The sequence below is a fragment of the Paractinoplanes hotanensis genome (assembly GCF_023717965.1).
GTDB classification, from domain to species: Bacteria; Actinomycetota; Actinomycetes; order Mycobacteriales; family Micromonosporaceae; genus Actinoplanes; species Actinoplanes polyasparticus.
The window spans coordinates 1-22,255 of the sequence record NZ_JAMQOL010000023.1 but is presented as its reverse complement, the minus strand read 5'-3'; the positions used below and the strand labels follow the sequence as shown (position 1 = coordinate 22,255).

General features: G+C 71.3%; 18 protein-coding genes. 9 read left to right on the top strand and 9 right to left on the bottom strand.

Going from position 1 to position 22,255, the window contains the following annotated elements:
- Positions 1 to 145: 145 nt before the first annotated feature.
- Positions 146 to 1,429: a citrate synthase gene (locus tag LXN57_RS18440; RefSeq protein ID WP_251799406.1), complete on the bottom strand. Its 1,284-nt coding sequence runs from the start codon at positions 1,427 to 1,429 to the stop codon at positions 146 to 148.
- Positions 1,430 to 1,592: 163 nt separating this feature from the next.
- Between LXN57_RS18440 and LXN57_RS18435 the strand changes: the two genes are divergently transcribed.
- The 7 genes from LXN57_RS18435 (at position 1,593) to LXN57_RS18405 (ending at position 9,801) form a co-directional block, all read left to right on the top strand.
- On the top strand, positions 1,593 to 2,453 hold the full coding sequence (locus LXN57_RS18435) for a universal stress protein (RefSeq protein ID WP_251799405.1): 861 nt from the start codon (positions 1,593 to 1,595) through the stop codon (positions 2,451 to 2,453).
- A gap of 52 nt (positions 2,454 to 2,505) precedes the next feature.
- A complete protein-coding gene (locus LXN57_RS18430) occupies positions 2,506 to 4,740 on the top strand; it encodes a putative bifunctional diguanylate cyclase/phosphodiesterase (protein WP_251799404.1) in 2,235 nt (744 codons plus the stop codon).
- A gap of 489 nt (positions 4,741 to 5,229) precedes the next feature.
- Positions 5,230 to 6,012, top strand: a complete 783-nt coding sequence (locus LXN57_RS18425) for an exodeoxyribonuclease III (RefSeq protein ID WP_251799403.1) — start codon at positions 5,230 to 5,232, stop codon at positions 6,010 to 6,012.
- Between the two features lie 89 nt (positions 6,013 to 6,101).
- The gene (locus LXN57_RS18420) at positions 6,102 to 7,799 is read left to right on the top strand and encodes a PP2C family protein-serine/threonine phosphatase (RefSeq protein WP_251799402.1); all 1,698 of its coding nucleotides are present in this window, start codon (positions 6,102 to 6,104) and stop codon (positions 7,797 to 7,799) included.
- The gene (locus tag LXN57_RS18415) at positions 7,796 to 8,824 is read left to right on the top strand and encodes a cobalamin B12-binding domain-containing protein (protein WP_251799401.1); all 1,029 of its coding nucleotides are present in this window, start codon (positions 7,796 to 7,798) and stop codon (positions 8,822 to 8,824) included. Before LXN57_RS18420 ends, LXN57_RS18415 begins: the two co-directional genes overlap by 4 nt.
- A 217-nt stretch (positions 8,825 to 9,041) precedes the next feature.
- Positions 9,042 to 9,272, top strand: a complete 231-nt coding sequence (locus LXN57_RS18410) for a hypothetical protein (RefSeq protein ID WP_251799400.1) — start codon at positions 9,042 to 9,044, stop codon at positions 9,270 to 9,272.
- A gap of 139 nt (positions 9,273 to 9,411) precedes the next feature.
- The gene (locus LXN57_RS18405) at positions 9,412 to 9,801 is read left to right on the top strand and encodes a winged helix-turn-helix transcriptional regulator (RefSeq protein WP_251799399.1); all 390 of its coding nucleotides are present in this window, start codon (positions 9,412 to 9,414) and stop codon (positions 9,799 to 9,801) included.
- Positions 9,802 to 9,806: 5 nt separating this feature from the next.
- Here LXN57_RS18405 and LXN57_RS18400 read toward each other — a convergent pair whose 3' ends face one another.
- From LXN57_RS18400 to gsmA, 7 genes are all read right to left on the bottom strand, one after another.
- Positions 9,807 to 10,193, bottom strand: a complete 387-nt coding sequence (locus LXN57_RS18400; RefSeq protein ID WP_251799398.1) for a RidA family protein — start codon at positions 10,191 to 10,193, stop codon at positions 9,807 to 9,809.
- A gap of 76 nt (positions 10,194 to 10,269) precedes the next feature.
- Positions 10,270 to 11,025 (bottom strand): LamG-like jellyroll fold domain-containing protein, encoded by a 756-nt coding sequence (locus LXN57_RS18395; protein ID WP_251799397.1) that lies wholly within the window; start codon positions 11,023 to 11,025, stop codon positions 10,270 to 10,272.
- 102 nt (positions 11,026 to 11,127) lie between these two features.
- Complete coding sequence (locus tag LXN57_RS18390) at positions 11,128 to 11,508, bottom strand: DUF6401 family natural product biosynthesis protein (protein ID WP_251799396.1); 381 nt, start codon at positions 11,506 to 11,508, stop codon at positions 11,128 to 11,130.
- A gap of 75 nt (positions 11,509 to 11,583) precedes the next feature.
- The gene (hrpA, locus tag LXN57_RS18385) at positions 11,584 to 15,492 is read right to left on the bottom strand and encodes an ATP-dependent RNA helicase HrpA (protein WP_251799395.1); all 3,909 of its coding nucleotides are present in this window, start codon (positions 15,490 to 15,492) and stop codon (positions 11,584 to 11,586) included.
- Positions 15,493 to 15,580: 88 nt separating this feature from the next.
- Positions 15,581 to 16,372 carry an aldo/keto reductase gene (locus tag LXN57_RS18380; protein WP_251799394.1) on the bottom strand — a complete coding sequence of 264 codons (792 nt, stop codon included), beginning with the start codon at positions 16,370 to 16,372 and terminating at the stop codon, positions 15,581 to 15,583.
- 59 nt (positions 16,373 to 16,431) lie between these two features.
- Positions 16,432 to 18,762 carry an ATP-binding protein gene (locus tag LXN57_RS18375; protein WP_251799393.1) on the bottom strand — a complete coding sequence of 777 codons (2,331 nt, stop codon included), beginning with the start codon at positions 18,760 to 18,762 and terminating at the stop codon, positions 16,432 to 16,434.
- Between the two features lie 61 nt (positions 18,763 to 18,823).
- Positions 18,824 to 19,984, bottom strand: a complete 1,161-nt coding sequence (gsmA, locus tag LXN57_RS18370; RefSeq protein WP_251799392.1) for a sporangiospore maturation cell wall hydrolase GsmA — start codon at positions 19,982 to 19,984, stop codon at positions 18,824 to 18,826.
- Positions 19,985 to 20,204: 220 nt separating this feature from the next.
- Between gsmA and LXN57_RS18365 the strand changes: the two genes are divergently transcribed.
- Both LXN57_RS18365 and LXN57_RS18360 read left to right on the top strand, forming a co-directional pair.
- Entirely contained in the window at positions 20,205 to 21,185 is a 981-nt protein-coding gene (locus tag LXN57_RS18365) for a phosphatase PAP2 family protein (protein ID WP_251799391.1), read from the top strand.
- A complete protein-coding gene (locus LXN57_RS18360) occupies positions 21,182 to 21,739 on the top strand; it encodes a YflT domain-containing protein (RefSeq protein WP_251799390.1) in 558 nt (185 codons plus the stop codon). The genes LXN57_RS18365 and LXN57_RS18360 overlap by 4 nt, the downstream gene beginning before the upstream one ends.
- A 375-nt stretch (positions 21,740 to 22,114) precedes the next feature.
- On the opposite strand, the gene LXN57_RS18355 is transcribed toward LXN57_RS18360, so the two are convergent.
- The coding region (locus LXN57_RS18355) for a sigma-70 family RNA polymerase sigma factor (protein ID WP_251799572.1) at positions 22,115 to 22,255 on the bottom strand (141 nt) is incomplete at its 5' end.

Sequence of the window (22,255 nt, the reverse complement as noted above, 5' to 3'; positions counted from 1 at the left end):
TGATGTTACGAAAACGCCCCGCCGGAAATCCGGCGGGGCGTCATCACGCAGTTGGATCGGGCTCAGCGTGGGATCGGGCTCAGCGTTGGATCGGGCTCAGCGTTGGATCGGGCTCAGCGTTGGATCGGGCTCAGCGTCCGATCGGTCAGCGCTTGTCGATCGCCACGAACTCACGCTCGGCGGCGCCCGTGTAGAGCTGGCGGGGCCGGCCGATCTTGTTGGCCGGGTCGTTCATCATCTCGGTCCACTGCGCGATCCAGCCCGGCAGGCGGCCCAGCGCGAAGAGAACCGTGAACATCTTGGTCGGGAAGCCCATCGCCTTGTAGATGAGGCCCGTGTAGAAGTCGACGTTCGGGTAGAGCTTGCGCGAGACGAAGTAGTCGTCGCTGAGCGCGATCTCCTCCAGCTGGAACGCCAGCTCGAGCATCGGGTCGGGCCGGTCGAGCGTCGAGAACATCTCTTGCGCGGCCTTCTTGACGATGGCGGCCCGCGGGTCGTAATTCTTGTAGACCCGGTGGCCGAAGCCCATCAGCTTGACGCCCTTCTCCTTGTTCTTCACTCGCGTGACGAAGGAGTTGACGTCGCCGCCGTCCTTGCGGATCTGCTCGAGCATCTCGAGCACGGCCGCGTTGGCCCCGCCGTGCAGCGGGCCGGAGAGGGCGTTGATGCCGGCCGAGACCGACGCGAACAGGTTGGCCTGCGCCGAACCGACCAGGCGGACCGTCGACGTGGAACAGTTCTGCTCGTGGTCGGCGTGCAGGATGAACAGCATGTCCAGGATCTTCGCGACCTTGGGGTCGACGTCGTACTGAACCGTGGGCAGGCCGAAGGTCATCCGCAGGAAGTTCTCGACGTAGTCGAAGCTGTTGTCCGGGTACGGCAGCGGGTGGCCGATGGACTTCTTGTACGCGTAGGCGGCGATGGTCGGAAGCTTCGCCATGAGCCGAATCCCCGAGATCTCGACCTGTTCGGGGTCGAGCGGGTCGAGCGCGTCCTGATAAAACGTCGACAGCGCGGTGACGGCCGAGGAAAGAACAGCCATCGGGTGCGCGTCACGCGGGAACCCGGAGAAGAAGGCGCGCATCTCCTCCTGCAGGAGGGTGTGGACGCGAATCTTGTCGGCGAAATCCTTGAGCTGCTGGGGGGTGGGCAGCTCGTCGTGCATCAGGAGGTAGGAGACCTCGAGGAACGACGACCGCTCGGCCAGCTGCTCGATCGGGTAACCGCGGTAGCGGAGAATGCCGGCGTCACCATCGATGTAGGTGATCGTCGACGTGGTCGAGGCAGTGTTCACAAAACCCTGGTCGAGGGTGACGAAGCCGGTCTCCTTGAGGAGGGCGCTGACGTCGATGCCGCCCGGGCCCTCGACCGCGTCGCGTACCGGCATCGACAGCTGGCCACCAGGGTGGTCGAGCTTGACATCCGTCATGTATTTCCCTCACTTCACCGGCAGATGTCCCACAAATTTTGTAGTTCACCGTAAACCCTCAACCTGAATGGGTCATCAGGCGGATCCCTGCTGAGGGATTGATCACGAAGAGTGGCGCTCTTGTATAGATAATGGTTGTAGTCGAACGCGGAGGTGCGACCCGATGCCGAATCCGAGTCCGAGTCCTGTGGTGGTGGGGGTCACCGGCACCTCCGCGGGTCTGGCCGCCGTGCGGCTGGCCGCCAGGGAGGCCGTGTCACGCGGCCGGGAACTCCGGATAGTGCACGCTTTCGCCTGGTCGCACCCCCGCCTCGACCAAGACTACGACCGGGCCCGGCGGGCCGCATCTCAGGTGGTCGACGCGGCCGTCGCCACTGCCCAGCGTTCCACACCCGGCGTCCGGGTGCAGGGCCAACTCGTCGACGGGCCGGCCGATCGGGTGCTGCTGCGCCTGAGCCGCACTGCTGAGCTTCTCGTGCTCGGCGACGACGACCTGGCCACCCTGCCCTGGCTGCCGTCCGGCTCGGTGCTGGTGCAGACGGTCGCCCGGGCCTGGTGCCCGGTGCTGGTCGCGCGCGGCCCGCGCCCCCAGGCCGGGCCGATCCTCGCCGCGGTCGACGGCTCGCGGTGCTCGCTGCTGGCGCTGCGCCAGGCGGCCGAGGAGGGCGCCCGCCGCAACGTCGGCGTGGTCGTCGCCCATGTCGTGGAGGAACCCGGCCCGGCGGCCGAGGCAGCGGGCCGCGACGTGCTGGCCCGGGCGGTCGAGGCCGTGCCCGAACTGGTCGACTACCGGACCCGGCTGCTCACCGGGTCGCCGGCGGCCACTCTCGTGCGGGCCTCGGGCCGCGCCCGGGTGACCGTGCTCGGGCCACGCGGCGTGCACGCCGCGGGCCTGCTCGGCTCGGTGGCCCGCACCGTTCTGCGCCGGGCGGCCGGCCCCACGCTGTTCGCCCACGGCGGCAGCATCCCGGCCCGGCGCACCCCGCCCGCGCTGCGCCGCACGGGAACCGCGCTCGCCCGCTGACCGACTGGCGGCGCGACTCAGCCCCGGGCGGAAACGTCCGAAACAAAGAACGATGACCAGGAACTGGCGGCTGTTCGCGTCGCTGGGTGTGCTGGCGACCGTCGTCTACACCGTGAACGTGTCGCCGGCGGTCAACGCTGCCTGCATGCTGGTGGTCGCGGCGGGCTCGGTGTGGGCCTGCTTCGCCGGTCCGCGCCGGCACGGAGCGGAACCGCCCGGCGCCTGGCTGCTGCTCGCCGGGGCGGTGCTCGGCTGCCTGGTCGGGGTGCTGCTGCGCCCGGCGGTGCAGAATCTGCCGGGGCTGTGGCCGCTGCTCGCCGACTGCGCGACCATCAGCAGCTACGCCATGCTCTGCGCCTTCCTCGTCACCATGGTGCGGCAGCGGCAGAGCCTCGACCGGCATGCGGTGCTCGACACGCTGATCGTCTGCGTGGCCGGCGCGCTCGTCGTCGGCCTGCTGCTGGCCGCGCCGGCGGCCGAGATCTCGGACCGGCCCGGGCCGGTGTCGTTCGTGGCGGGGCTCTATCCGCTGTTCGACGTGGTCGTGCTGATGCTGCTCATCAACCTGACCTTCACCGCCACCACCTGGCCCGCCAGTCTGGTCGCCCTGATGTGCGCGATGGCCTCGATGTTCGTCGGCGACACGGCGTACGCGATAGTCGGCGCCAACGGCATCACGTACGCCTCCCCGCTGTTCGACGCCCCGTTCCTGCTGGGCTTCGTGCTCATCGGCGTGACCGCGCTGCATCCCTCGGTGACCCGGCTCGGGCGGGCCGCCCGCCCACCCGTACAGGCCTGGTCAGCGCGTCGCATAGCCGTGCTCGCGCCCGCTCTGGCCAGCCCGTTCGTGCTGCTGACAGTGCTGGACAGCCCGAGCGAGCGGGCCACGATCGCGGTGGCCGGCCTGGTGATCGTGGCGCTGTTGCTGGTGCGGGCGATCGGCGCCGTACGCTCCCAGGCCGCGGCCCAGCTGCGCGCCGAGCACCAGGCCATGCACGACGCGCTGACCGGCCTGCCCAACCGCCGCGAAACGGGTGAGAAGATCACGCGGATGCTGTCGCGCGGCCCGGTCTGGGTGCTGCTGCTCGACCTGGACGGCTTCAAGATGGTCAACGACGGCTGGGGTCATGACACCGGCGACCAGCTGGTCATCGAGGTGGGCCGGCGGCTGCGCGCGGCCGTCCCGGCCGAGGTTCCCGTCGGCGCGCTCGGCGGCGACGAGTTCATGCTGGCCGTCGCGGGTGACCGGGCCGACGCGGACGCGCTGGTCGACGTCGTCCGGAACTGCTTCTCCCGTACGTTCCCGGTGCGCGGCACCGAGCTGACCATCACCTGCTCCATGGGCCTGGCCTCCGCCTCGACCCCCGCGGCCTCGGCCGAGTCCCTGACGCGCGAGGCCGACACGGCGATGTACCGGGCCAAGGCCGAGGGCCCCGGCAGCTGCACGGTCTTCGACGCGGTCATGCACGACCAGGTGCGGGAACGGATCGAACTCGAGGTCGAGCTGCGCAAGGCGCTCGGCCGCGACGAGCTCACCGTGGCCTATCAGCCGATCGTCGACCTGATGCCCGGGGTGCCGGCCGGCGCCGAGGCCCTGGTGCGCTGGAACCACCCGGTGCGTGGACCGATCAGCCCGGCCCTGTTCATCCCCATCGCCGAGGACGCCGGCCTGATCGGGGCGATCGGCGACCGGGTCCGCCGGGAGTCGCTGCGCCAACTGGGCGAATGGCGCGCCGACGGCACGGTCGGCGACGCGTTCTACGTCTCGGTCAACGTGTCCGGCCGCCAGCTGCTCGACCCGAACCTGCCGCTGGTGCTGGCGGCCGAGATGCAGGCGTACGGGGTGCCCCCGCACAGCGTGGCGGTCGAGATGACCGAGACGGTGCTGGTCGACTCGACCGGCGTGGCCGGCCGGGTGCTGTTCGAGCTGCGCGAACTCGGCTGCCAGGTGCTCATCGACGACTTCGGCACCGGCTTCTCGGCCCTGGGCTACCTGCGCCGCTTCCCGGTCACCGGCATCAAGATCGACCGTTCCTTCGTCACCGGCCTGGGCAGCAACCCCGAGGACGACGAGATCGTCCGGGCCATCGTGGCCCTGTGCCACGCGCTGCGCCTGAGCGTGATCGCCGAGGGCGTCGAGACCCGGGTGCAGCGCGACGCCCTGGCCGCAGTGGGCGTGACCCGGGGCCAGGGCTGGCTGTGGGGGCCCGCGGTGCCGCCGGCGGAGTTCGCGCGCCACTGGCATGCGGCGAACGCCGCCGCCCTCGCCGGCCACGACCGCGACTGATCTGTGGACAACCGGCCGCGCCCGCTTGACAGGCGATAGTCTCCCCTTCCTATCCCCTCTGGGCGGGTGGGGGCTCGGGATGGCCCGGCGCGGTGAAAAGATCGCTTTTCGGGCGGCCGGTGGGGAACGGGCAGGCCGGGTGCTCGCATGCTGAACAACGCGCGGGCGCGAACTGGCATCGCGGTCCGAAGTCGGGCATTATTCGCTGGCCGGGTTCGCTGGTAACGCGGATCACATTCGGCTTATGTTGGATGGCGGAAGGGAGACGGCATGGCGGCGCTGGTGGGCTCCGAGGGAGCTGTGGTCTGGATGGTCGCGGTGCTTCTCGTTCTCACGGGAGGCCTGACCGTCGCGCTTCTCGCCGCCACGCGATTCACCCGCCGGCCCTGACACCCGCCGGTCGGCCCTGACACCCGCCGGCCGCCTCGCGCTGCGTGACTCGCCGCGGCGGAAGAAGCGGTTCGGGCGCTGATGTAGCAGGGTGGGTGGATGCGCTTCGCCACGTGGAACGTCAACTCGGTCAAGGCCCGGCTGCCACGCCTGCTGGAGTGGCTGGACGGCACCGAACCGGACGTGGTGTGCCTTCAGGAGACCAAGGTCGCGGCCGACGGCTTCCCCTCGGACGAGGTGCGCGAGCTGGGCTACGACACCGCGGCGTACGGCCAGGGGCGCTGGAACGGCGTGGCCCTGCTGTCCCGGGTCGGGCTTGAGGACGTACGCCACGGGTTCGACGGGGAGCCGGGATATCCGGAGCCGGAAGCGCGCGCGATCAGCGCCCGGTGCGACGGGATCCGCTTCTATTCGATCTACGTGCCCAACGGGCGTACGCCGGAGGACCCGCACTACGCCTACAAGCTGTCCTGGCTGGCCGCCCTGCGCACGACGCTCGCGGCCGAGGCCGGCACGGGGCCGCTGGTGGTCGCCGGTGACTTCAACGTCGCGCCCACCGACGACGACGTGTGGGATCCGAGCGTGTTCGCCGGCTCGACCCATGTGACTGCGCCCGAGCGTGACGCGCTGGCCGAGATCCGCGCGGTGGGGCTCCGCGACATCGTGGCCCGTCCCATGAAGGGCGACCACCCCTTCACCTATTGGGATTACCGCGCCGGCATGTTCCACCAGAACAAGGGGATGCGGATCGATCTCGTCTATGCCACCCCATCGGTGGCCGACCGGGTCGCGGACGCGGTGGTGGATCGCGAGGCGCGCAAGGGAAAGGGCCCCAGCGACCACGCCCCGATCGTGGTCGATCTGAGCGCCGCCCCCGCTTGATCAGCCACCTGGGCACGGCCGCCGAGCGCGTGAGCACGTAGTCTGGGCATAGAAGATCGTGTCAGGCGGGGAGAAGACGGGAGGCACCAATGACAGCGCCATCGCCGATGACAGCGCCGGTGTCCACCGGCGAACAGCTGGCAACGCTGCTCCGTGCCGCGCTCGACGCCGCCAGTGAGGCGGTGGTGCTCTGCGGCACGGCCGACGACACCATCCTCATGGTCAACTCCGCGGCTCAGACGCTGGTGCCCGGTTTGTCCGCGGGCGCCACCGCGGTCGGCGGGCCGCTCCCCGGCCTGGCCGGCGCGCTGGCCGCCGGCGACGACACCTTCACCGACTGCTACGACGGCCGCCACCTGCAGGGTCAGCGCCGCCGGCTGGGCGACCACCACTACGGGTGGTACCTGCGCGACCGCACCGACGAGGTGGCCCGGGCCGACGCGTTGCGCGCCGAGCGTGCCCGCACGGCGTTCCTGGCCGAGGCCGGTCGCCGTCTCTCCTCCTCGCTGCACCAGGGCCGCTGCATCCGCATCACGGCCGAGCTGGCCGTGGCCCACCTGGCCGACGCGGCCGTGGTGGTGCTGCCCGTCAACCGCCGCCAGGCCCACTGGGTGCGGGTCGTGGCCGGCGAGGCGCCCGTGGAGGGCCAGCTCCGCGAGCCGTCCCTGGCCGAGGTGCCCGGCCTGGTCGAGGCGCTCGGCGGCTTCCCGCCCATCCCCAGCAAGTGGCTCGACGCGTCCCAGGCTCCCGAGTGGCTGTTGCCCGCCGGCTTCGGCCCGGTCGGGGCGCTGCTGGTCACTCCCCTGCCGGGCAACGCCGAGCCGGCCGGGGCGCTGATCCTGGCCCGCCGCGGCGACGACGCCGAGTTCAGCCCGGAAGACGAGATCCTCGCCCGCATCTTCGCGGCCCGGGCCGGCGCGGCCATCTCGGCCGCCGGGCTCTACCGCGAGCAGGTCGACACCACGGCGGTGCTCCAGGCCGACCTGTTGCCGCCCGAGCTGCCCCAGCCCGACGGCATCGAACTGGTCGGCTCCTACCAGGCCGCCCGCGAGGCGATGCGCATCGGCGGCGACTTCTACGACGTGTTCGGGCCCACCGACACCAGCCCCGACACCGTGATCGCCCTGGGCGACGTGTGCGGCAAGGGGCCCGAGGCGGCAGTGCTCACCGGCAAGGTGCGCCAGACCCTGCGCGCGCTGCGACTGGTCGGCGCGGCGCCCGACGAGATGTTGCACGTGCTCAACAAGGCCCTGCTCGAATCGGGCCGGCAGCACCGCTTCGTCACGATGGTGGTCGGGTCGGTCAGCCGCGCCGACCACGGCCGGGTGCGGCTCAACCTGGCCACCGGCGGCCATCCGCCGCCGCTGGTGCTGCGGTCCGACGGCACGGTCGAACAGGTGCCCACGAGCGGCACACTGATCGGCGCCGTGCTCCGCACGGTGGTGCGGCCGGCCGAGGTCGAGCTGGCCCCCGGCGAGTTGTGCCTGCTCTACAGCGACGGCCTGACCGAGGCCCGCGGCGGCCCGAGCGGCGACGAGCAGTTCGGCGAGGCCCGGCTGCACGACGCGCTGGCCGAGTGCCGCGGGATGCCCGGGGTGGCCACCGTCGAGCGGGTGCGCCAGCTCGTCAGCGACTGGGTGCACGGTGGCACCTGGGACGACATCGCCATGCTGGCCGTCCGTGCCCCGGCCCGCACCCAGCTGAGCCTGCGCAACGGCGACCGCAACCAGTCGCCGTTCGCGATCGACGCGCGGCGCGCCGAGCGGCGCGTGCGGCAGCGCTCGTGAGCGTCGTCGCGCGGCGGTCGATCGACGAGCCGGGGCTGGCCGACGAGTTCCTGCGCCTGGTGGGCGAGGGCGACGAGTACGGCGCGGTCGAGATGGTCGGCGAGCTGCTGGACGGCGGTGTGGCGCCGCAGCGCATCCTGATCGACCTGATCGCCGGCACGCAGGCCCGGGTGGGCGAGTTGTGGGCGGCCAACGAGTGGTCGGTCGCCCGGGAGCACGCGGCGACGGCGATCAGCGAGCGCGCGGTGGCCGCGGTGGCAGCCCGGACGAACGTCCGGCCGACGCGGGGCCGGGTCACCATCGCCTGCGTCGACGGGGAATGGCACGCGCTGCCCACCCGACTGCTGGCCGAGATGCTGCGGCTGGACGGCTGGCGGGTCGACTTCCTGGGCGCCAACGTGCCCGGCCCGCACCTGATCACCCACCTGCACCAGACCGGGCCCGACGTGGTCGCACTGAGCTGCATGATCGCGACGCGGCTGCCGCGTGCGCACGCGGCGATCACGGCCTGCAAGGCGGCCGGGGTGCCGGTCATCGCCGGTGGGCGCGGCTTCGGTCCCGGCGGCCGCTACGCCCAGCACCTGGGGGCCGACGCGTGGGCCGCCGGCGCGGAAGAGGCGGCGCAGCGGCTGGCCCGCAACTGGCCGCCGTACAGCCCGGATCCGCAGCTGTCGGCCTTCCTGGGCGACGAGGAATACACGTACGTGGTACGCAACCGCGGCGAGCTGATCGGCACGGCGATGCGCCGGCTGACCGAGTCGTATCCGGCCATGCGCGAGTACAACCAGCGCCAGCTCGACTCGACGGCCGAGGACATGGCGCACATCGTCGACTTCCTGGCGGCCGCCCTCTACGTGAGCGAGACGCCGATCTTCACCGACTTCGTGGAGTGGACGAACGGCGTGCTCCAGGCGCGCGGCGTGCCCGCGGTGGCCCTGCGGGTGGGGCTCGATTCCGTACGGTCCCAGCTGCGGGACTACCCGCGGGCCACGGCGATCCTGGACGCCGGGGCAGCGCGGATTTAATTCGGTGGCGTGCCTCCGGGCCGGCCCCTACTGTTGCGGCATGCGCTTCTGATGCTCCGGCCGTTGAGGCCGTTCACCGTGCTCGGTTCCGGGTGCTCCGGCGGGGTTGTCCGCCGTGGAGCCGCCTCCGTGCCCGACACCCGGAACATCACGTCTCACCTTTCCCCGGCTCCACCGTGCCTCGCCCTGTCCTCAGCAGGGCTCAGAGGAGGTCTGCATGCCTGGCCAACGTTTCACCGTCCGGATCGACCCGGATGATCTCGCCGTGAGCGAGCTCGCACCGGCCCTTCCCCGCGCCGCGGATTCCACCGGCCGTAAGAAATCGGGGGCGGCCCAGCACGGCGCCCGCGACGAGCGGCAGGCCGCCCGGCAACGCTCCGAACAGGCTCGGGCCGGCCGCGCGGCCGGCGCGAGCGGCGGTCGCTCCTACGCCTTCCGCCGCAGCTAGGCCGACACGACGGCCCAGCCGCGCCACCACGAAAGCGCAGCTGGGCCAACGCAAAGGGCCGACGGCGAACGGCCGCGATGATAGAGGCGCCCGGGCACAGCCCGGGCGCCTCTATCCGTACGGCAAGTAGGGTCTTGGCATGGGGACCAGGCAGGAGATCAGCGCTTTGCCGCCCGAGGCCGACCTGGCCCAGGCCGACTCGCTGGCCCGCGAGATCTTCTCGGACGTGGCCACCAAGTGGTCGCTGCTGATCATCGAGTTTCTCGGGCAGCGCACCATGCGCTTCAACGAGCTGCGCCGCGAGGTCGGCGGCATCAGCCACAAGGTGCTCACCCAGAATCTGCGCACGCTCGAACGGAACGGCCTGGTCGAGCGGACCGTGCACCCCACCGTCCCACCCAGCGTCGAATACACCCTCACCGACGCCGGCCAGGCCCTGCGCAAGGTGGTCGACGGCATGTGCGACTGGACCCAGACCTATCTGTCGCAGATCAAAGCCGCCCGCCGCCGGTTCGAGGGCAACGCCTAGCACACCTATTCGAGTACGGCCGTCGCCTCGACCTCGACCAGGTGCTCCGGGACGTCGAGGGCGGCGATGCCGAACAGCGAGGCCGGAGCCTCAATGGTCACGCCCAGCCGGGCCGAGGCGCGGGCGATGCCGTCCAGCAGCTCGGGCATGCGGTCGGGTTTCCAGTCGACGACGTGCACGGTGAGCTTCACGACGTCGGCGAATGTGGCGCCGGCGGCCTCGAGCGCGGTGGCCACGTTCAGGTAGCTCTGCTCGACCTGGGTGGCGAAGTCGCCGGCGTCCCAGGCGACCTGGCCGGCGACGTGGATGAGCCTGGTGCCGGTCGCGATCGACACCTGCCGGTAGACGTCGATCTTCGGCAAGCCGGGCGGGTTGATCAGAGAAACAGCCATGCCGATCACCGTACGAGCCGTGCCCTGGGCTCGGAAGAACGCACTTTTCCGAGCTCAGGGCACCTTCGGGTAACCGTCAGCCGAGCTCGGCGTAGACGTCGTCGAGGCGGCCGTGGAACATGTCGGTCTTGGTGTTGAAGTTCGGGCCGCCGATGCGCAGCGGCAACGTGTTGCTGACGGACAGGTTGGCCGGGACGGTGGCCTGACCGTCGAGCTTGTCGTCGATCCACACCTGGAGCGCCGTGCCCCGGCGCTGGCAGACGACCTTGTGCCAGGTGCCGTCGGCGACCGAGGCCGACGAGCGCGCGATGTAGACGGTGGGCGAGCCGGCGCCGACGACGACGCACTGTGCCTTGCCGTTGGTCTTGCCGACCTGCATCTTCCACTGGCTCGACGTGTTGGCCACGCCCTTCTGCATGACGTTGGCCGAACCCGTGATCTGGGTCTTGATCGTCAGCAGCCGGGCCGACCAGCGGAAGTTCCGGGTGCCGGGGTTGAGGTTGGCGACGCTCGCCGTCTCCAGCAGCGCGCGCGGGCACTTGGTGGCGGTGGTCGCGCACGCCGTCGGGAACGAGACGTAGCGGCCGCTCGGGGTGGCGGTGTCGAAGCGGAGCACACCCGCGTCGGCGGTGCGGGTGGTGAGGGCGGGGCCGCCGCGTCCCGAGGCGTCAGCCACGCGGCCGTTGACGGCGCCGGCGTCGAAGGTCCACCGGGCGACCAGCTGCGCGGTGGACGGAGCCGTGGCGGACGGGGCGGGCGTCGGAGCGGCGAACGCGGGTGCCGCGGGGATGACGAGACCGGTGATCGCGGCGAGCGTGAGGGCGAGCTTCATACGTACAAGATGGCGTATTGACCGATTTCACCGCAACGCACCCCTATAGGCGTTTCGGGCGAACCTGAAAGTGGACGGCCCGCCCGGCGGCCCCGGAGAAGGTCAGAGCACCCCGTTCTCCTCGGCGATCATGCAGATCGCGACCAGGCGCAGCAGGTGCCAGTCGGCGGCCTTCCAGTCGGCCGGAGCGGTCGGCGCGAAACCCGGGTCGGGCAGGCCGCGGCTCATCCGGCGGGCGCCCGCGACGATCGCCCGGGCGTACCCGGCCAGGCCGTCGGCGTCGCCGTCGCGGCCGGCCGACTCGAGCGTGTCCCGCACGGCGGCGGCGTGCTGGTCGACCAGGGCCAGCAGGCCCGGGTCGGCGAGGGCGGCGACGATGCCGTCGACCCCGACCCGCGCCATCATTTCGTCGAGCAGGCCGGTCGCCGGAGAGGCCGGAACGAGCGCGGAAATCGGGGCGAAGGCCAGGAATTCGTTCGTCATGGCCAGAACGCTAGGGCCTGCCGGGCACCCACGACAGGGGGGTGACCGAACGGCACCCGAGCGCCAACGAGCGCGCTACACCGGGAGCTGGTCCATCGCCTTGAAGATCCGTTTGTCCGATATCGGATAGGCGGTGCCGAGCGACTGGGCGAAGAAGTTGATCCGCAATTCCTCGATCATCCAGCGGATCTCCCGCAGCCCCTCCTCGGGTGCGCCGAGCCCGCGCAGCTCGCGGTACTCCGACTCGATCTCGTGGATCTGGGCCGTCAGCTGGCGGTCGCGGGCCAGGTTGCCGCCGAGGCGGTCGAGCCGGTAGACCATGCCGCGCAGATAGCGCGGCAGGTGGTGCAGCTGGCGCCAGCCGGTCTCGGTCACGAAGCCGGCGTGCACGAGGCCCTTGAGCTGCTGGCGGATGTCGGCCAGGGCGGGCAGCAGCGTCGGGTTGCGCTGCGACTTCAGGCGCTGCTCGATGTCGTACGCCGTGGAGAGCACCTGCCGCACCTGGGTGACCACGTTGGCCACGGCGTCGACGAGATCCTGGCGTACGGTGTCGCGCAGCGAGGCGAACTCGATCGACGACCACACCGGCCCGCCCGCGTCGGCCACCAGCCGGTCGACGGCCGCCCCGGCGCAGTCGTCCAGCAGCTCGGCGATCGACCGGTACGGGTTGCCCCGGGTCAGCTCGAGCTTGGCCTGGTTGTCGAGCCGCCCCTGCAGGTAGCGCGCGGCCGGCGGCAACGTCAGCAGCAGCAGCTTGCGGGTTCCCGCGATCATGGCCGTACGCTGCTCGGCCTCGGTCTCGAAGACCTTGACGGCCACGCTGTCGCCCTCGTCGACCAGCGCCGGATAGACGTTGACCTCGTACCCGCCGCGCACCTGGGCGACCCGGCGCGGCAGCATTCCGAAGTCGTTGGCGGTGATGCCCCGGCGCTCGATGTCGCCGGCCGCCTTCGAGATGGTCTGCTGCACCTTGGGGGCCAGCGAGCGCCGCAGCACCTCGAGGTCGCGGCCCTCCCCCGCGACCTGGCCCTGCTCGTCGACCACCCGGAAGTTGACGCGCAGATGGTCGGGCACCTCGTCGGGGCGCCAGGCGTCGCGCGGCACGACGGTCCCGGTCAGCCGTCGCAGCTCGTTGCCGATCGCGTCGGGCAGCGGCCCGCGTCGCGCCGGCACCCGGTCGAGCACGGCGTCGGCCCAGTCCGGCACGGGGACGAAGTTGGTCCGCAACGCCTTGGGCAGAGCCCGGATCAACGCGATCACGACCTCGCGCCGGAACCCGGGCACCGACCAGCCGAAGTCGTCCGGGTCGAGCTTGTTGAGCAGCGCGATCGGCACCTCGACGGTGACGCCGTCGGCCTTCGTGTTCGGCTCGAACTCGTACGTCAGCGGCAGCCGCACCCCGTTGGCGAGCCAGGCGTCCGGGTACGCGTTGGGGTCCACCCCGTCGCGGCCGGCGTTCACGAGCATCTCGCGGGTGAACGTCAGCAGCTCCGGGTCGTCGCGCCGGGCCTTCTTCCACCACGAGTCGAAGTGCCGGGCCGAGACCACGTCGGCCGGGATGCGGGCGTCGTACAGGGCGTACACGGTCTCGTCGTCGACCGCGATGTCGCGCCGCCGGGCCCGGTTCTCGATCTCCTCGATCCGGGCCAGCAGCTTCACGTTCTCGTTGTAGAACGTGTGGTGGGTGTCCCAGTCGCCCTCGACCAGCGCGTGCCGGATGAACAGCTCCCGCGACGCCACCGGGTCGACCTTGGAGTAGCCGACCTTGCGCCGGGGCACGATCGGCAACCCGTACAGGGTCACCTTCTCGTACGCCATGACGGCGCCCTGCTTCTTTTCCCAGTGCGGCTCGCTGTACGAGTACTTGACCAGGTGGGGCGCCAGTTTCTCGGCCCACTCGGGCTCGATGCGGGCGTTCACCCGGCCCCACAGACGGCTGGTCTCGACCAGTTCGGCCGACATCACCCAGCGCGGCTGCTTCTTGAACAGCGCCGAGCCCGGGAAGATGGCGAACTTCGCGCCGCGGGCGCCCAGGTACTCGCGCTTGTCGCCCTCCTTGAGGCCGATGTGCGAGAGCAGGCCGGACAGCAGGGCCGTGTGCACGTGCTGCCCCTCGGCGACCTCCTCGCGGTCCTCCACGAGCGACAGTCCGAGCGTACGGGCCACCTGGCGCAGCTGCGCGTAGATGTCCTGCCACTCGCGTACGCGAAGGTAGTTGAGGAATTCGCTGCGACAGAGCCGCCGGAACTGGTTGCCGGACAGCTCCTGCTGCTTCTCGCGCAGGTAGCGCCACAGGTTGAGGTAGCTGAAGAAGTCCGATTCCTTGTCGGTGAACCGGGCGTGCTTCTCGTCGGCCTGCTGCTGCTTCTCGGTGGGGCGCTCGCGCGGGTCTTGAATGGACAGCGCGGCCGCGATCACCATGACCTCGGCCAGGCACTCCTGCCGGTCGGCCTCGATCACCATGCGGGCCAGCCGCGGGTCGACCGGCAGCTGCGCGAGCTGACGGCCGAGCGGGGTGAGCTTGCGGTCGTCGAGCGCGCCCAGCTCCTCCAGCAGCTTCACGCCGTCGGTGATGTTGCGGCGGTCGGGCGGGTCGATGAACGGGAACTTCGCCAGGTCGCCCAGGCCCAGGTTGGTCATCTGCAGGATGACGCTGGCCAGGTTGGTCCGCAGGATCTCGGGCTCGGTGAACTCGGGCCGCGCCTCGAAGTCCTCCTCGGAGTACAACCGGATGCAGATGCCGTCGGCGACCCGGCCGCAGCGGCCCTTGCGCTGGTTGGCGCTGGCCTGCGACACCGCCTCGATGGGCAGGCGCTGCACCTTGAGTCGGTGCGAGTAGCGGCTGATGCGCGCGGTGCCGGGGTCGATGACGTAGCGGATGCCCGGCACGGTCAGCGAGGTCTCAGCGACGTTGGTGGCCAGCACGACCCGGCGCTGCGAGTGCCGCTCGAAGACCTTGTGCTGCTCGGCCGCCGACAGCCGGCCGTACAGCGGCACGATGTCGGTGTTGCGCAGGTTGCGCTTGCCCAGCGCGTCGGCGGTGTCCCGGATCTCGCGCTCGCCGGAGAGGAAGACCAGGATGTCGCCGTCACCCTCGCGACCCAGCTCGTCGACCGCGTCGGCGATGCCGTCAACCTGGTCCTGGGGCTCCTCGGTGTCATCCTCGGTGGTGGTGACGAGCGGCCGGTAGCGGGTCTCGACCGGGAACGTACGGCCGGAAACCTCGATCACCGGGGCCGGCTTGCCGTCCTTGTCGGCGAAGTGCTCGGCGAACCGCTGCGTCTCGATGGTGGCCGACGTGATGATCAGCTTCAGCTCGGGCCGCCGGGGCAGCAGCTCGCGCAGGTAACCCAGGATGAAGTCGATGTTGAGGCTGCGCTCGTGGGCCTCGTCGATGATCAGCGTGTCGTACCGGTAGAGGTTGCGGTCGTTCTGGATCTCGGCCAGCAGGATGCCGTCCGTCATCACCTTGACCATGGTGTCGTCGGAGACCTGGTCGGTGAAGCGCACCTTGTAGCCGACGGTCGTGCCCAACGGCCGCCCGACCTCTTCGGCGATGCGCTCGGCGACGGTGCGCGCCGCGATCCGCCGCGGCTGCGTGTGCCCGATCTGCCCGCGGACGCCGCGCCCGAGCTCGATGCAGATCTTCGGAATCTGCGTCGTCTTGCCCGACCCCGTCTCACCCGCCACGACGACCACCTGGTGGTCGCGGATGGCGGCCAGGATGTCGTCCTTGCGCTGGCTGACCGGCAGCGACTGGGGATAGCCGATCGCGGGCACGCCGGCCACCCGCGCGGCCAGGCGGGCGGCCGCCTTCTCGACCTCGGCCGAGATCTCGCTCAGAGCGGCAGCACGGGCGTCCTCGTCGCGGATGCGCCGGGTGCCCTCGAGCCGCCGGTGCAGGCGCCGCTCATCACGCGGGAGCAGTTCATTGATCCGGCCACGCAGTTCCGCCAGCGCCGGTGCAGCAGGTGTTGTCGACATCGCGCAGCAAGAATAGGCGGATCCCGCCGAAAACGCCTGGTGATTAACGCCGCCTCCACACCGGGAATCTCCGCCGGACGGATCTGCCTCAGCGACCGCCGAGCGCGTCGATGGCTCGCATCTCGTCGGCGGTGAGCACGAAGCCGTCGATGTCGGCGTTGCCGGCGATGCGTTCCGGGGTCTTGGACTTGGGGATCACCACGATCTCGTGCTGGACGTGCCAGCGCAGCACGACGCGGGCCGGGTCGACGCCGTGGGCGGCGGCGATGCGGGTCAGGGCCGGGTCGTGCAGGTTGGTCGTCTTGAACGGGGAGTAGCCCTCGAGGACGACGCCCCGCTCGCGGTGGGCGGCCAGGACGCGCGGGTCGTAGAGGGACGGACCGAAGCGGACCTGGTTGACCGCCGGGGTCTGGCCGGTCTCGGCCGTCAGCTCGTCGACCTCGCCGGTGTCGTAGTTACTGACGCCGATGGCCCGGGTCAGGCCGGCCTCGCGGGCCTCGATGAACGCCTGCCAGACGCGCACCGACCGGCCGCGGTGGGGCGGCCAGTGGATCAGCCACAGGTCGACCGCGTCGACGCCCAGGTCGCGCAGGGAGGCCTCGATCGTGGCCCTTTCCCGGCCGGCCCGCTCGGGCGGCAGCTTGGTGGTGAGGAAGACCTGGTCGCGGGGGACGCCGGAGTCCTTCAGGGCGCGGCCGACCTCAGCCTCGTTGCCGTACATGGTGGCGGTGTCGAGGTGGCGGTAGCCGGCCTCCAGCGCGTCCCGGACCGCCTGGTACGCGGAATCGCCGTGCAGCTGCCAGGTGCCGAAGCCGAGCAGAGGCATCTCGACGGGGGTGCCGTCGGCCGCCTTGGGGAGCGGCAGTGCGGGAATCGTCATGACTCTCATCCTGCCCCTCCGCCGGCGACGCGACACCCCACGTCACCTGGGTCACACCCTCACTCGACGGCGGGGTGGTGTTCCGGCACCGGGGTGCGGATGTCGGCCGCGGCCGGGTCGTGCGACGACGGGTCGGCTGCCGGCAACGCGCTCAGGCCGGGCAGGCGGGAGTTCTCCATCGCGGCCCGCTGGGCCAGGGCACGTTCCAGGGCCGCTCGGGCCGCGGCCTCATCGGTGTCTTTCATGTGCGGTTCCTCCTCGAACACGACAACGGGCAGGGTGAAGTGGAAGCGCGTGCCGCCGCCGGGGTTGTCGGCCACCCCGATCTCGCCGCCGTGGCGCTCCACGATGCGCCGGCAGATCGCCAGGCCGAGGCCGGTGCCGGCGTACCCGGCCTCGGCGTGGGCGCGATGGAAGCTGTCGAAGACGTCGTTCTTGGCGTCGTCGGGGATGCCGATCCCCCGGTCCGCCACCTCGACCCGGGCCCAGGCGCCGTCGGTCGAGCCCGTCACCTCGACGCGCGGCTCGGTGCCCGGGCGCACATACTTGAGGGCGTTGCCGATCAGGTTGTCCAGCACGTGCCGCAGCATCGCCGGGTCGGCGGTCACCGCCGGCAGCTCGCCGACGGTGATCCGCGGCCGGTCCTCGGGGCGCAGGTGCGCCGTACGGTCGTGGACCACCTCGCCGGCCAGCGCGCCCAGGCCGACCCGGCGGATGCGCAGCGGCGCGTCCCGTGCCGTGCTGTAGGCGAGCAGCGTGTCGATCAGTCCGGCCATCCGGTCGACGGCCCGGATGATGCGCTCCACGGTGTGCTCGACCCCCGTGCCCGGCGGCAGGTCCTCGATCACCGCCTCGCTGTGCCCGCGGATGACGGTCAGCGGCGCCTTCAGGTCGTGCGCGACCACCCCGGCGAAGACCGCCAGGTCGTTCTCGTAGCGGCGCAGCTCGGTGATGTCGTGGAAGACGGCCACCGCGCCGTGCCGGCCGGCGCTGGTGTCCAGCGGGCGCCCGTCCACGCTGACCAGCACGCCCTCGGGCCGCTGGGCGTTGCGCACGAGGATCTCGACGCCGTCGCACGACTCACCGTGCAGGGCCCGCATCAGCGGCGTCTCCGCCACCGGGAACGGTGTGCGCCCGTCCGGCCGGTAGAGCCCGTAGTGCTTCTGCCATTCGGCCGGGTCGTCCTCGTCCTCGGCCACCCCGAGCAGCGCCCGCGCGGCCGGGTTGTGCATCAGGAACGCGCCGCGCTCGTCGACCACGCCGACCGCGTCGCTGATGCTCGCCATGATCGCGCCCAGCAGGCCGGCCTGGCGACGGCTCTCCTCCTCGGCCTGGCGCAGGTCCACGGTCGCCTTCTGCACCCGCGCCCAGGCCCGGGCCCGGCCGGTGGCCAGCACGTAGACCAGGCCGGCGAGCAACAGCGAGAGGGCGCTGCCGGTGAGCAGCACCGTGAGCGGCAGCCGGCTCGAGGCGCCGGGCAGGTGCGCGGCCTCGGCCCGGGTGACCAGGGTCCAGCCCCGGTCGGCGACCACGAGGTCGGCGGTGCGCTCCAGGTTCGCCCGGCCGGGAACGGGATATTCGGCGACGGGCGGGCGGCCGCCGTTGCGGTTGGTGGCGAGCAGCACGCCCCCGAGCTGGCCCTGGCTGGCGGCCTCGAGCATGCCGGTGAGGAAGTCCTGCCCGCGGAGGCCGAGGACGAGCCAGCCGCGGAACTCGGGCACGTTGGCCCGGGTCCAGATCGGGGCGGCGAAGACGAACGAGCGCTGCTGCTGGGCCGCCGGCAGATTGCGGTCGCGCAACAGCACGTACGCGTCGGAGACGCTGGGCTGGCCGATCCGGCGGGCGTCGGTGAGGGCGGCCGCGGCCTCGGGGGCGGCCGCGACGTCGATGCCGTTCATCGGCCGGCCGCCCGCGGTCAACGGGCGGGTGAAGATCGAGAAGTAGTGCTCGTCGGCGGGGACAGCCGGGCGTAGTTCCAGCCCCGAGGCCCCGCGCGACCGCCAGAGCGCCTGCTGGGCCGGGATCTCACTCCTGGTGACCGGGACGACGTAGGCCAGGGAAGCCGCGCCGATCAGGTTGGCCGAGGCCAGCGGCGCGGTCGCCGCGTCGAACTCGGCCCAGGTCAGGGTGGCGTCGGTGCCGATGCCGGCGGCGGCCGTCTCGACCAGCGACCGATACCGCTCGGTCTCGGTCTGCACGGCCGCCCGGGCCATCGCGGTGCGCTGGTCCATCACGCGCTCGGCGTTCTCGCGCTGCGCCGAGCGCAGCACGGCATAGACCGAGGTGACCACGGCGAGCCCGGCGAGCAGGACGACACCCGCCAGAAGCAGACCGGTGAAGCTTCCGCGGCGGGCCTCCGCCGCGGCGGCCGAGGGCTCCCGTCGCTTCACCGAAGCCAGCATAAAGTGCAAATCACCCCCGTCAGCCTGCTTCGGCCAACGGGGGTGAGTCTCACTTCCAGGTGTCGTACTGGTACAGCTTCTGCTGCGCCATCAGCGTCGTGATCTTGGTGTAGTAGTTCGGGTCGGTCGCGTAGCCGGCCTTCCACACGTTCCAGATGAAGGCGTTGGCGTTCTTCGTGTAGTTGAAGGCCGGGGCGTACCGGGGGTTGACCCTCAGGAAGTTGCCGTGGTCACGGAAGGAGTGCGCCATCGAGGCGTACGTCCGGAAGGTCGCCGTCGTGGTGAAGCAGCTGCCCGCCTTGGTGCACTCCTGCGTCGTGTACTCGTGGCAGCCGTTGGCCAGCGTGCCGTAGCGGCCGTTCTGGCACTTGATCCCGAAGTAGTTGCGGTCGACCGACGACAGGCCGCTGCGGCCCCAGCCCGACTCGAGGATCGCCTGCGCGATCGTCACCGAGGCCGGCACGCCGTACTCGCGCCAGCCGAGCTGCGCGCCCGGCACGGCCGCCTTGATGAACTGCTCCGGCGTCTGGGAGACGACCGGCTTCGGCGCCGTGGCCGGAGTGCCCGGGCACGCCTTGAGCGCGGCCGTCACGAAGTAGGCGTGGGAGATGTAGTTGCCGTCGGAGAGCTTGTTCCACTGCGAGGTCGTGCGGACCGTGCCGCGGACCGTCGCGCCGGTGACATAGCAGACGCCGGTCAACTTCTTGCCGCTGGCGACGACGCGCCGGACCGCGGCGGTGGTCGACGGGCCCGACCGGATGTTGACCTTGCCGTCGGAGCTGCGCACGGTGCCGACCTTGTTCGTGGTGACGGCCTTGGCCGGCTTCTTCGCCTTGGCCGGCTTCTTCGCCTTGACCGCCACGGCCTGGGGCGACGAGGTCGCGCAGCGCTTGATGGCTCCGCTGCTCCGCACGTACGCGTGGGTGACGTAACCACCCGAGCTGAGCTTGTCCCACTGGGTCGTCGTACGCACCGAGCCCCGGACCCTCTGGCCGGTGACCGCGCAGACGACGGAGACCCGCTGGTTGTCGCGCAGCGACCCCAGCACCTTGCCGGCCAGCGAGGGACCGGATCGCACCTTGAGCGTGGTGCGCACGTCGATCTTGGCCGAGACCGCGGCCGCGTTCGCCGTACCGGGCGCGGCCACCGGACCGGCACCGACAGCGAACACCAGCAGCGGGCCGGCGAACCGGCGGGCGTACTGCCTCATATGGAACGTCTCCTTCTCAACGGGCGGCGTCCGTTAGAAGGTGGCGGCGGGGAGTTGCGGGACAAGTGCGCACGAGGGTGCGGACAAGTTGCGACGCGACGCACACGTGGCGGATGTGTCGCCGTGAACCCGCTGAGACTTATGATTCGACGCGCTTAGAAATGCCGCCGGTTGGGCAATCGCCCTAGCGCCCCGCCCAGCCCATCCGAAGGACACGCCCATGACGGTCCTGGCGTCCCCCCAGCCGGCGACGGCCGCGCCTCCCCGCGCCTCGCGTCACCTGCTCGCGCCGTTGGCCGTCGCCGCCCTGGCAACGCTCGCCGTGCCGGCGCTCTACCAGGTCGCCGTCCGCACGACGCTCGGCCAGCAGGTCGACACGATCGTGATGCGCGGCGCCGACGTGCACCACGCACAGGTGACCGGGGTGCTCGAGCGCACGCTCAACAACACTTCGCTGGCCAGCCTCGTGCTGGTCTGCCTGTTCGCGGCGGTCTTCGGCGTGGTCCGCCGGCGGCTCGACCTGGCGCTCGGCGCGGCCCTGCTGGTGATCGGGGCCAACCTGACCACGCAGCTGATCAAGACCCAGCTCCCCCGCCCCGACCTGGACGGCTCGGGGATGCCGAACTCGTTCCCCAGCGGCCACACCACGGCCGCCGCGTCGGTCGCGTTCGCGGTGATCCTGGTGCTGCCGCAGGCGCTGCGGGGCATGGTCGCCCTGGCCGGCTTCGCCTACGTCACGGTGATCGCCGTGGCCACCGTCTGGGCCGAGTGGCACCGCCCCAGCGACACCCTGGCCGCGCTCATGGTCACGCTGGCCTGGGGCGCGTTCGCGGTGTTCATCATCCGGCTGCTCAAACCCATGGACACCCGGCCCGCCAGCCGCGTGGTCAAGCTGCCGCTGCTGGCCGTCGGCCTGGTGACCGCCGCGGCCGGATCGTTCGGCCTGGCCTCGGTCGTCCTCTCCGAGCGGGCCATGCCCGACCTGGTCTCGGGCCGGTTCGCGTTCCTGGCCGGCTCGGCCGCGATCACGGCCGTCGCGGCCGGCGCCTTCCTGCTGTGGGCCCGCCTGGCCGCCGCCTTCCCGCTGTCGGCGCCGCCTCCGGCTCCTCGGACCCGGCCGAAGCCCGCTCCCGCGTCCGTGCGAAAGAACTCCGGCGCTCCGGCATCCGCCGGCCGCCGCGTCAAGGGAGGTACGAAATGACCGCACCCACCCCCGATAACCCGACGACGGCCGGCGGCGTCCCGCCCGGCCCGGGCGGCGTGCCCAGCCTGCCCGCCCAGACGCAGGCCGCGGGCGGCTCCCCGACCGTCGTGGTCGGCACCTACCCCGGCTACGCCCAGGCCCAGAAGGCCGTCGACACGCTCAGCGACAACAAGTTCCCGGTCGAGCGCACCGCCATCATCGGCACCGACCTGCGCCTGGTCGAGAACGTGCTGGGCCGGGTCACGGTCGCCCGCGCGGCGCTGGCCGGCGCGGCCAGCGGCGCCTGGTTCGGCCTGTTCGTCGGCCTGCTGTTCGGGCTGTTCAGCGACTCCGGCTGGTTCGCCGTCATCCTGGTCTGCCTGCTGATCGGCGCCGCCTGGGGTGCGGTGTTCGGCGCCATCGCCCACGCGGCCACCGGCGGCCGGCGCGACTTCGCCTCGCGCTCCTCGATCCAGGCCGGGACGTATGCGGTGGTGACGGATGCAGAGGTGGCCGACCAGGCGCGCTCCCTGCTCGTCTCGCTCAACTGGCAGGCGTCGGGCGCTCAGTAAGAGCCAGATCAAGAGCGCTCAGCAAGAGCCAGATCAAGAGCAGGATGTCGTAGCGGGGCGGGTGGTCCGGACCGTAACTCCCGTCGAGGGCGCGGGCGGGGCGAGCAGGGCGCTGGCGCGCCCAGGACGCTCACCCCACCCGCGCGACCTGCGTAAATGGTTGCGCTCGAAGAACAAAGTCAACCCCTCCGGCCCCGGCCCGGAGGGGTTGTTCTTTTGCCGTTGGGCGTGACCACGCACGCACGTCGCCGTGCTGGGAGGAGCGCTCTGGGCGCCCAGCGCCCAGCTCCTCCCGGCGCGGCCCTCGACGGGAGTTGCGGTCCGGACCACCCGCCCCGCTACGACAGGACCTTGAACTTGATCCAGCTTCTGATGTCAGAAGCCGTTGTGGAGTTCGGTGCGGAGCTTCGTCAGCGCCTTCGTCAGCAGCCGGCTCACATGCATCTGGCTGATCCCGATCTGGTCGGCGATCTGCGACTGGGTCAGGTTGCCGTAGAAGCGCAGCGTCAGGATCTT

Bases quoted from the DNA above. Each gene is read 5' to 3' on its own strand.
- LXN57_RS18360 (WP_251799390.1), top strand. From the start codon at position 21,182: ATGACCGCACCCACCCCCGATAACCCGACGACGGCCGGCGGCGTCCCG.
- LXN57_RS18410 (WP_251799400.1), top strand. From the start codon at position 9,042: ATGCCTGGCCAACGTTTCACCGTCCGGATCGACCCGGATGATCTCGCC.
- LXN57_RS18400 (WP_251799398.1), bottom strand. From the start codon at position 10,193: ATGGCTGTTTCTCTGATCAACCCGCCCGGCTTGCCGAAGATCGACGTC.
- LXN57_RS18420 (WP_251799402.1), top strand. From the start codon at position 6,102: ATGACAGCGCCATCGCCGATGACAGCGCCGGTGTCCACCGGCGAACAG.
- LXN57_RS18395 (WP_251799397.1), bottom strand. From the start codon at position 11,025: ATGAAGCTCGCCCTCACGCTCGCCGCGATCACCGGTCTCGTCATCCCC.
- LXN57_RS18365 (WP_251799391.1), top strand. From the start codon at position 20,205: ATGACGGTCCTGGCGTCCCCCCAGCCGGCGACGGCCGCGCCTCCCCGC.
- gsmA (WP_251799392.1), bottom strand. From the start codon at position 19,984: ATGAGGCAGTACGCCCGCCGGTTCGCCGGCCCGCTGCTGGTGTTCGCT.
- LXN57_RS18430 (WP_251799404.1), top strand. From the start codon at position 2,506: ATGACCAGGAACTGGCGGCTGTTCGCGTCGCTGGGTGTGCTGGCGACC.
- LXN57_RS18390 (WP_251799396.1), bottom strand. From the start codon at position 11,508: ATGACGAACGAATTCCTGGCCTTCGCCCCGATTTCCGCGCTCGTTCCG.
- LXN57_RS18435 (WP_251799405.1), top strand. From the start codon at position 1,593: ATGCCGAATCCGAGTCCGAGTCCTGTGGTGGTGGGGGTCACCGGCACC.
- hrpA (WP_251799395.1), bottom strand. From the start codon at position 15,492: ATGTCGACAACACCTGCTGCACCGGCGCTGGCGGAACTGCGTGGCCGG.
- LXN57_RS18425 (WP_251799403.1), top strand. From the start codon at position 5,230: ATGCGCTTCGCCACGTGGAACGTCAACTCGGTCAAGGCCCGGCTGCCA.
- LXN57_RS18405 (WP_251799399.1), top strand. From the start codon at position 9,412: ATGGGGACCAGGCAGGAGATCAGCGCTTTGCCGCCCGAGGCCGACCTG.
- LXN57_RS18440 (WP_251799406.1), bottom strand. From the start codon at position 1,429: ATGACGGATGTCAAGCTCGACCACCCTGGTGGCCAGCTGTCGATGCCG.
- LXN57_RS18380 (WP_251799394.1), bottom strand. From the start codon at position 16,372: ATGACGATTCCCGCACTGCCGCTCCCCAAGGCGGCCGACGGCACCCCC.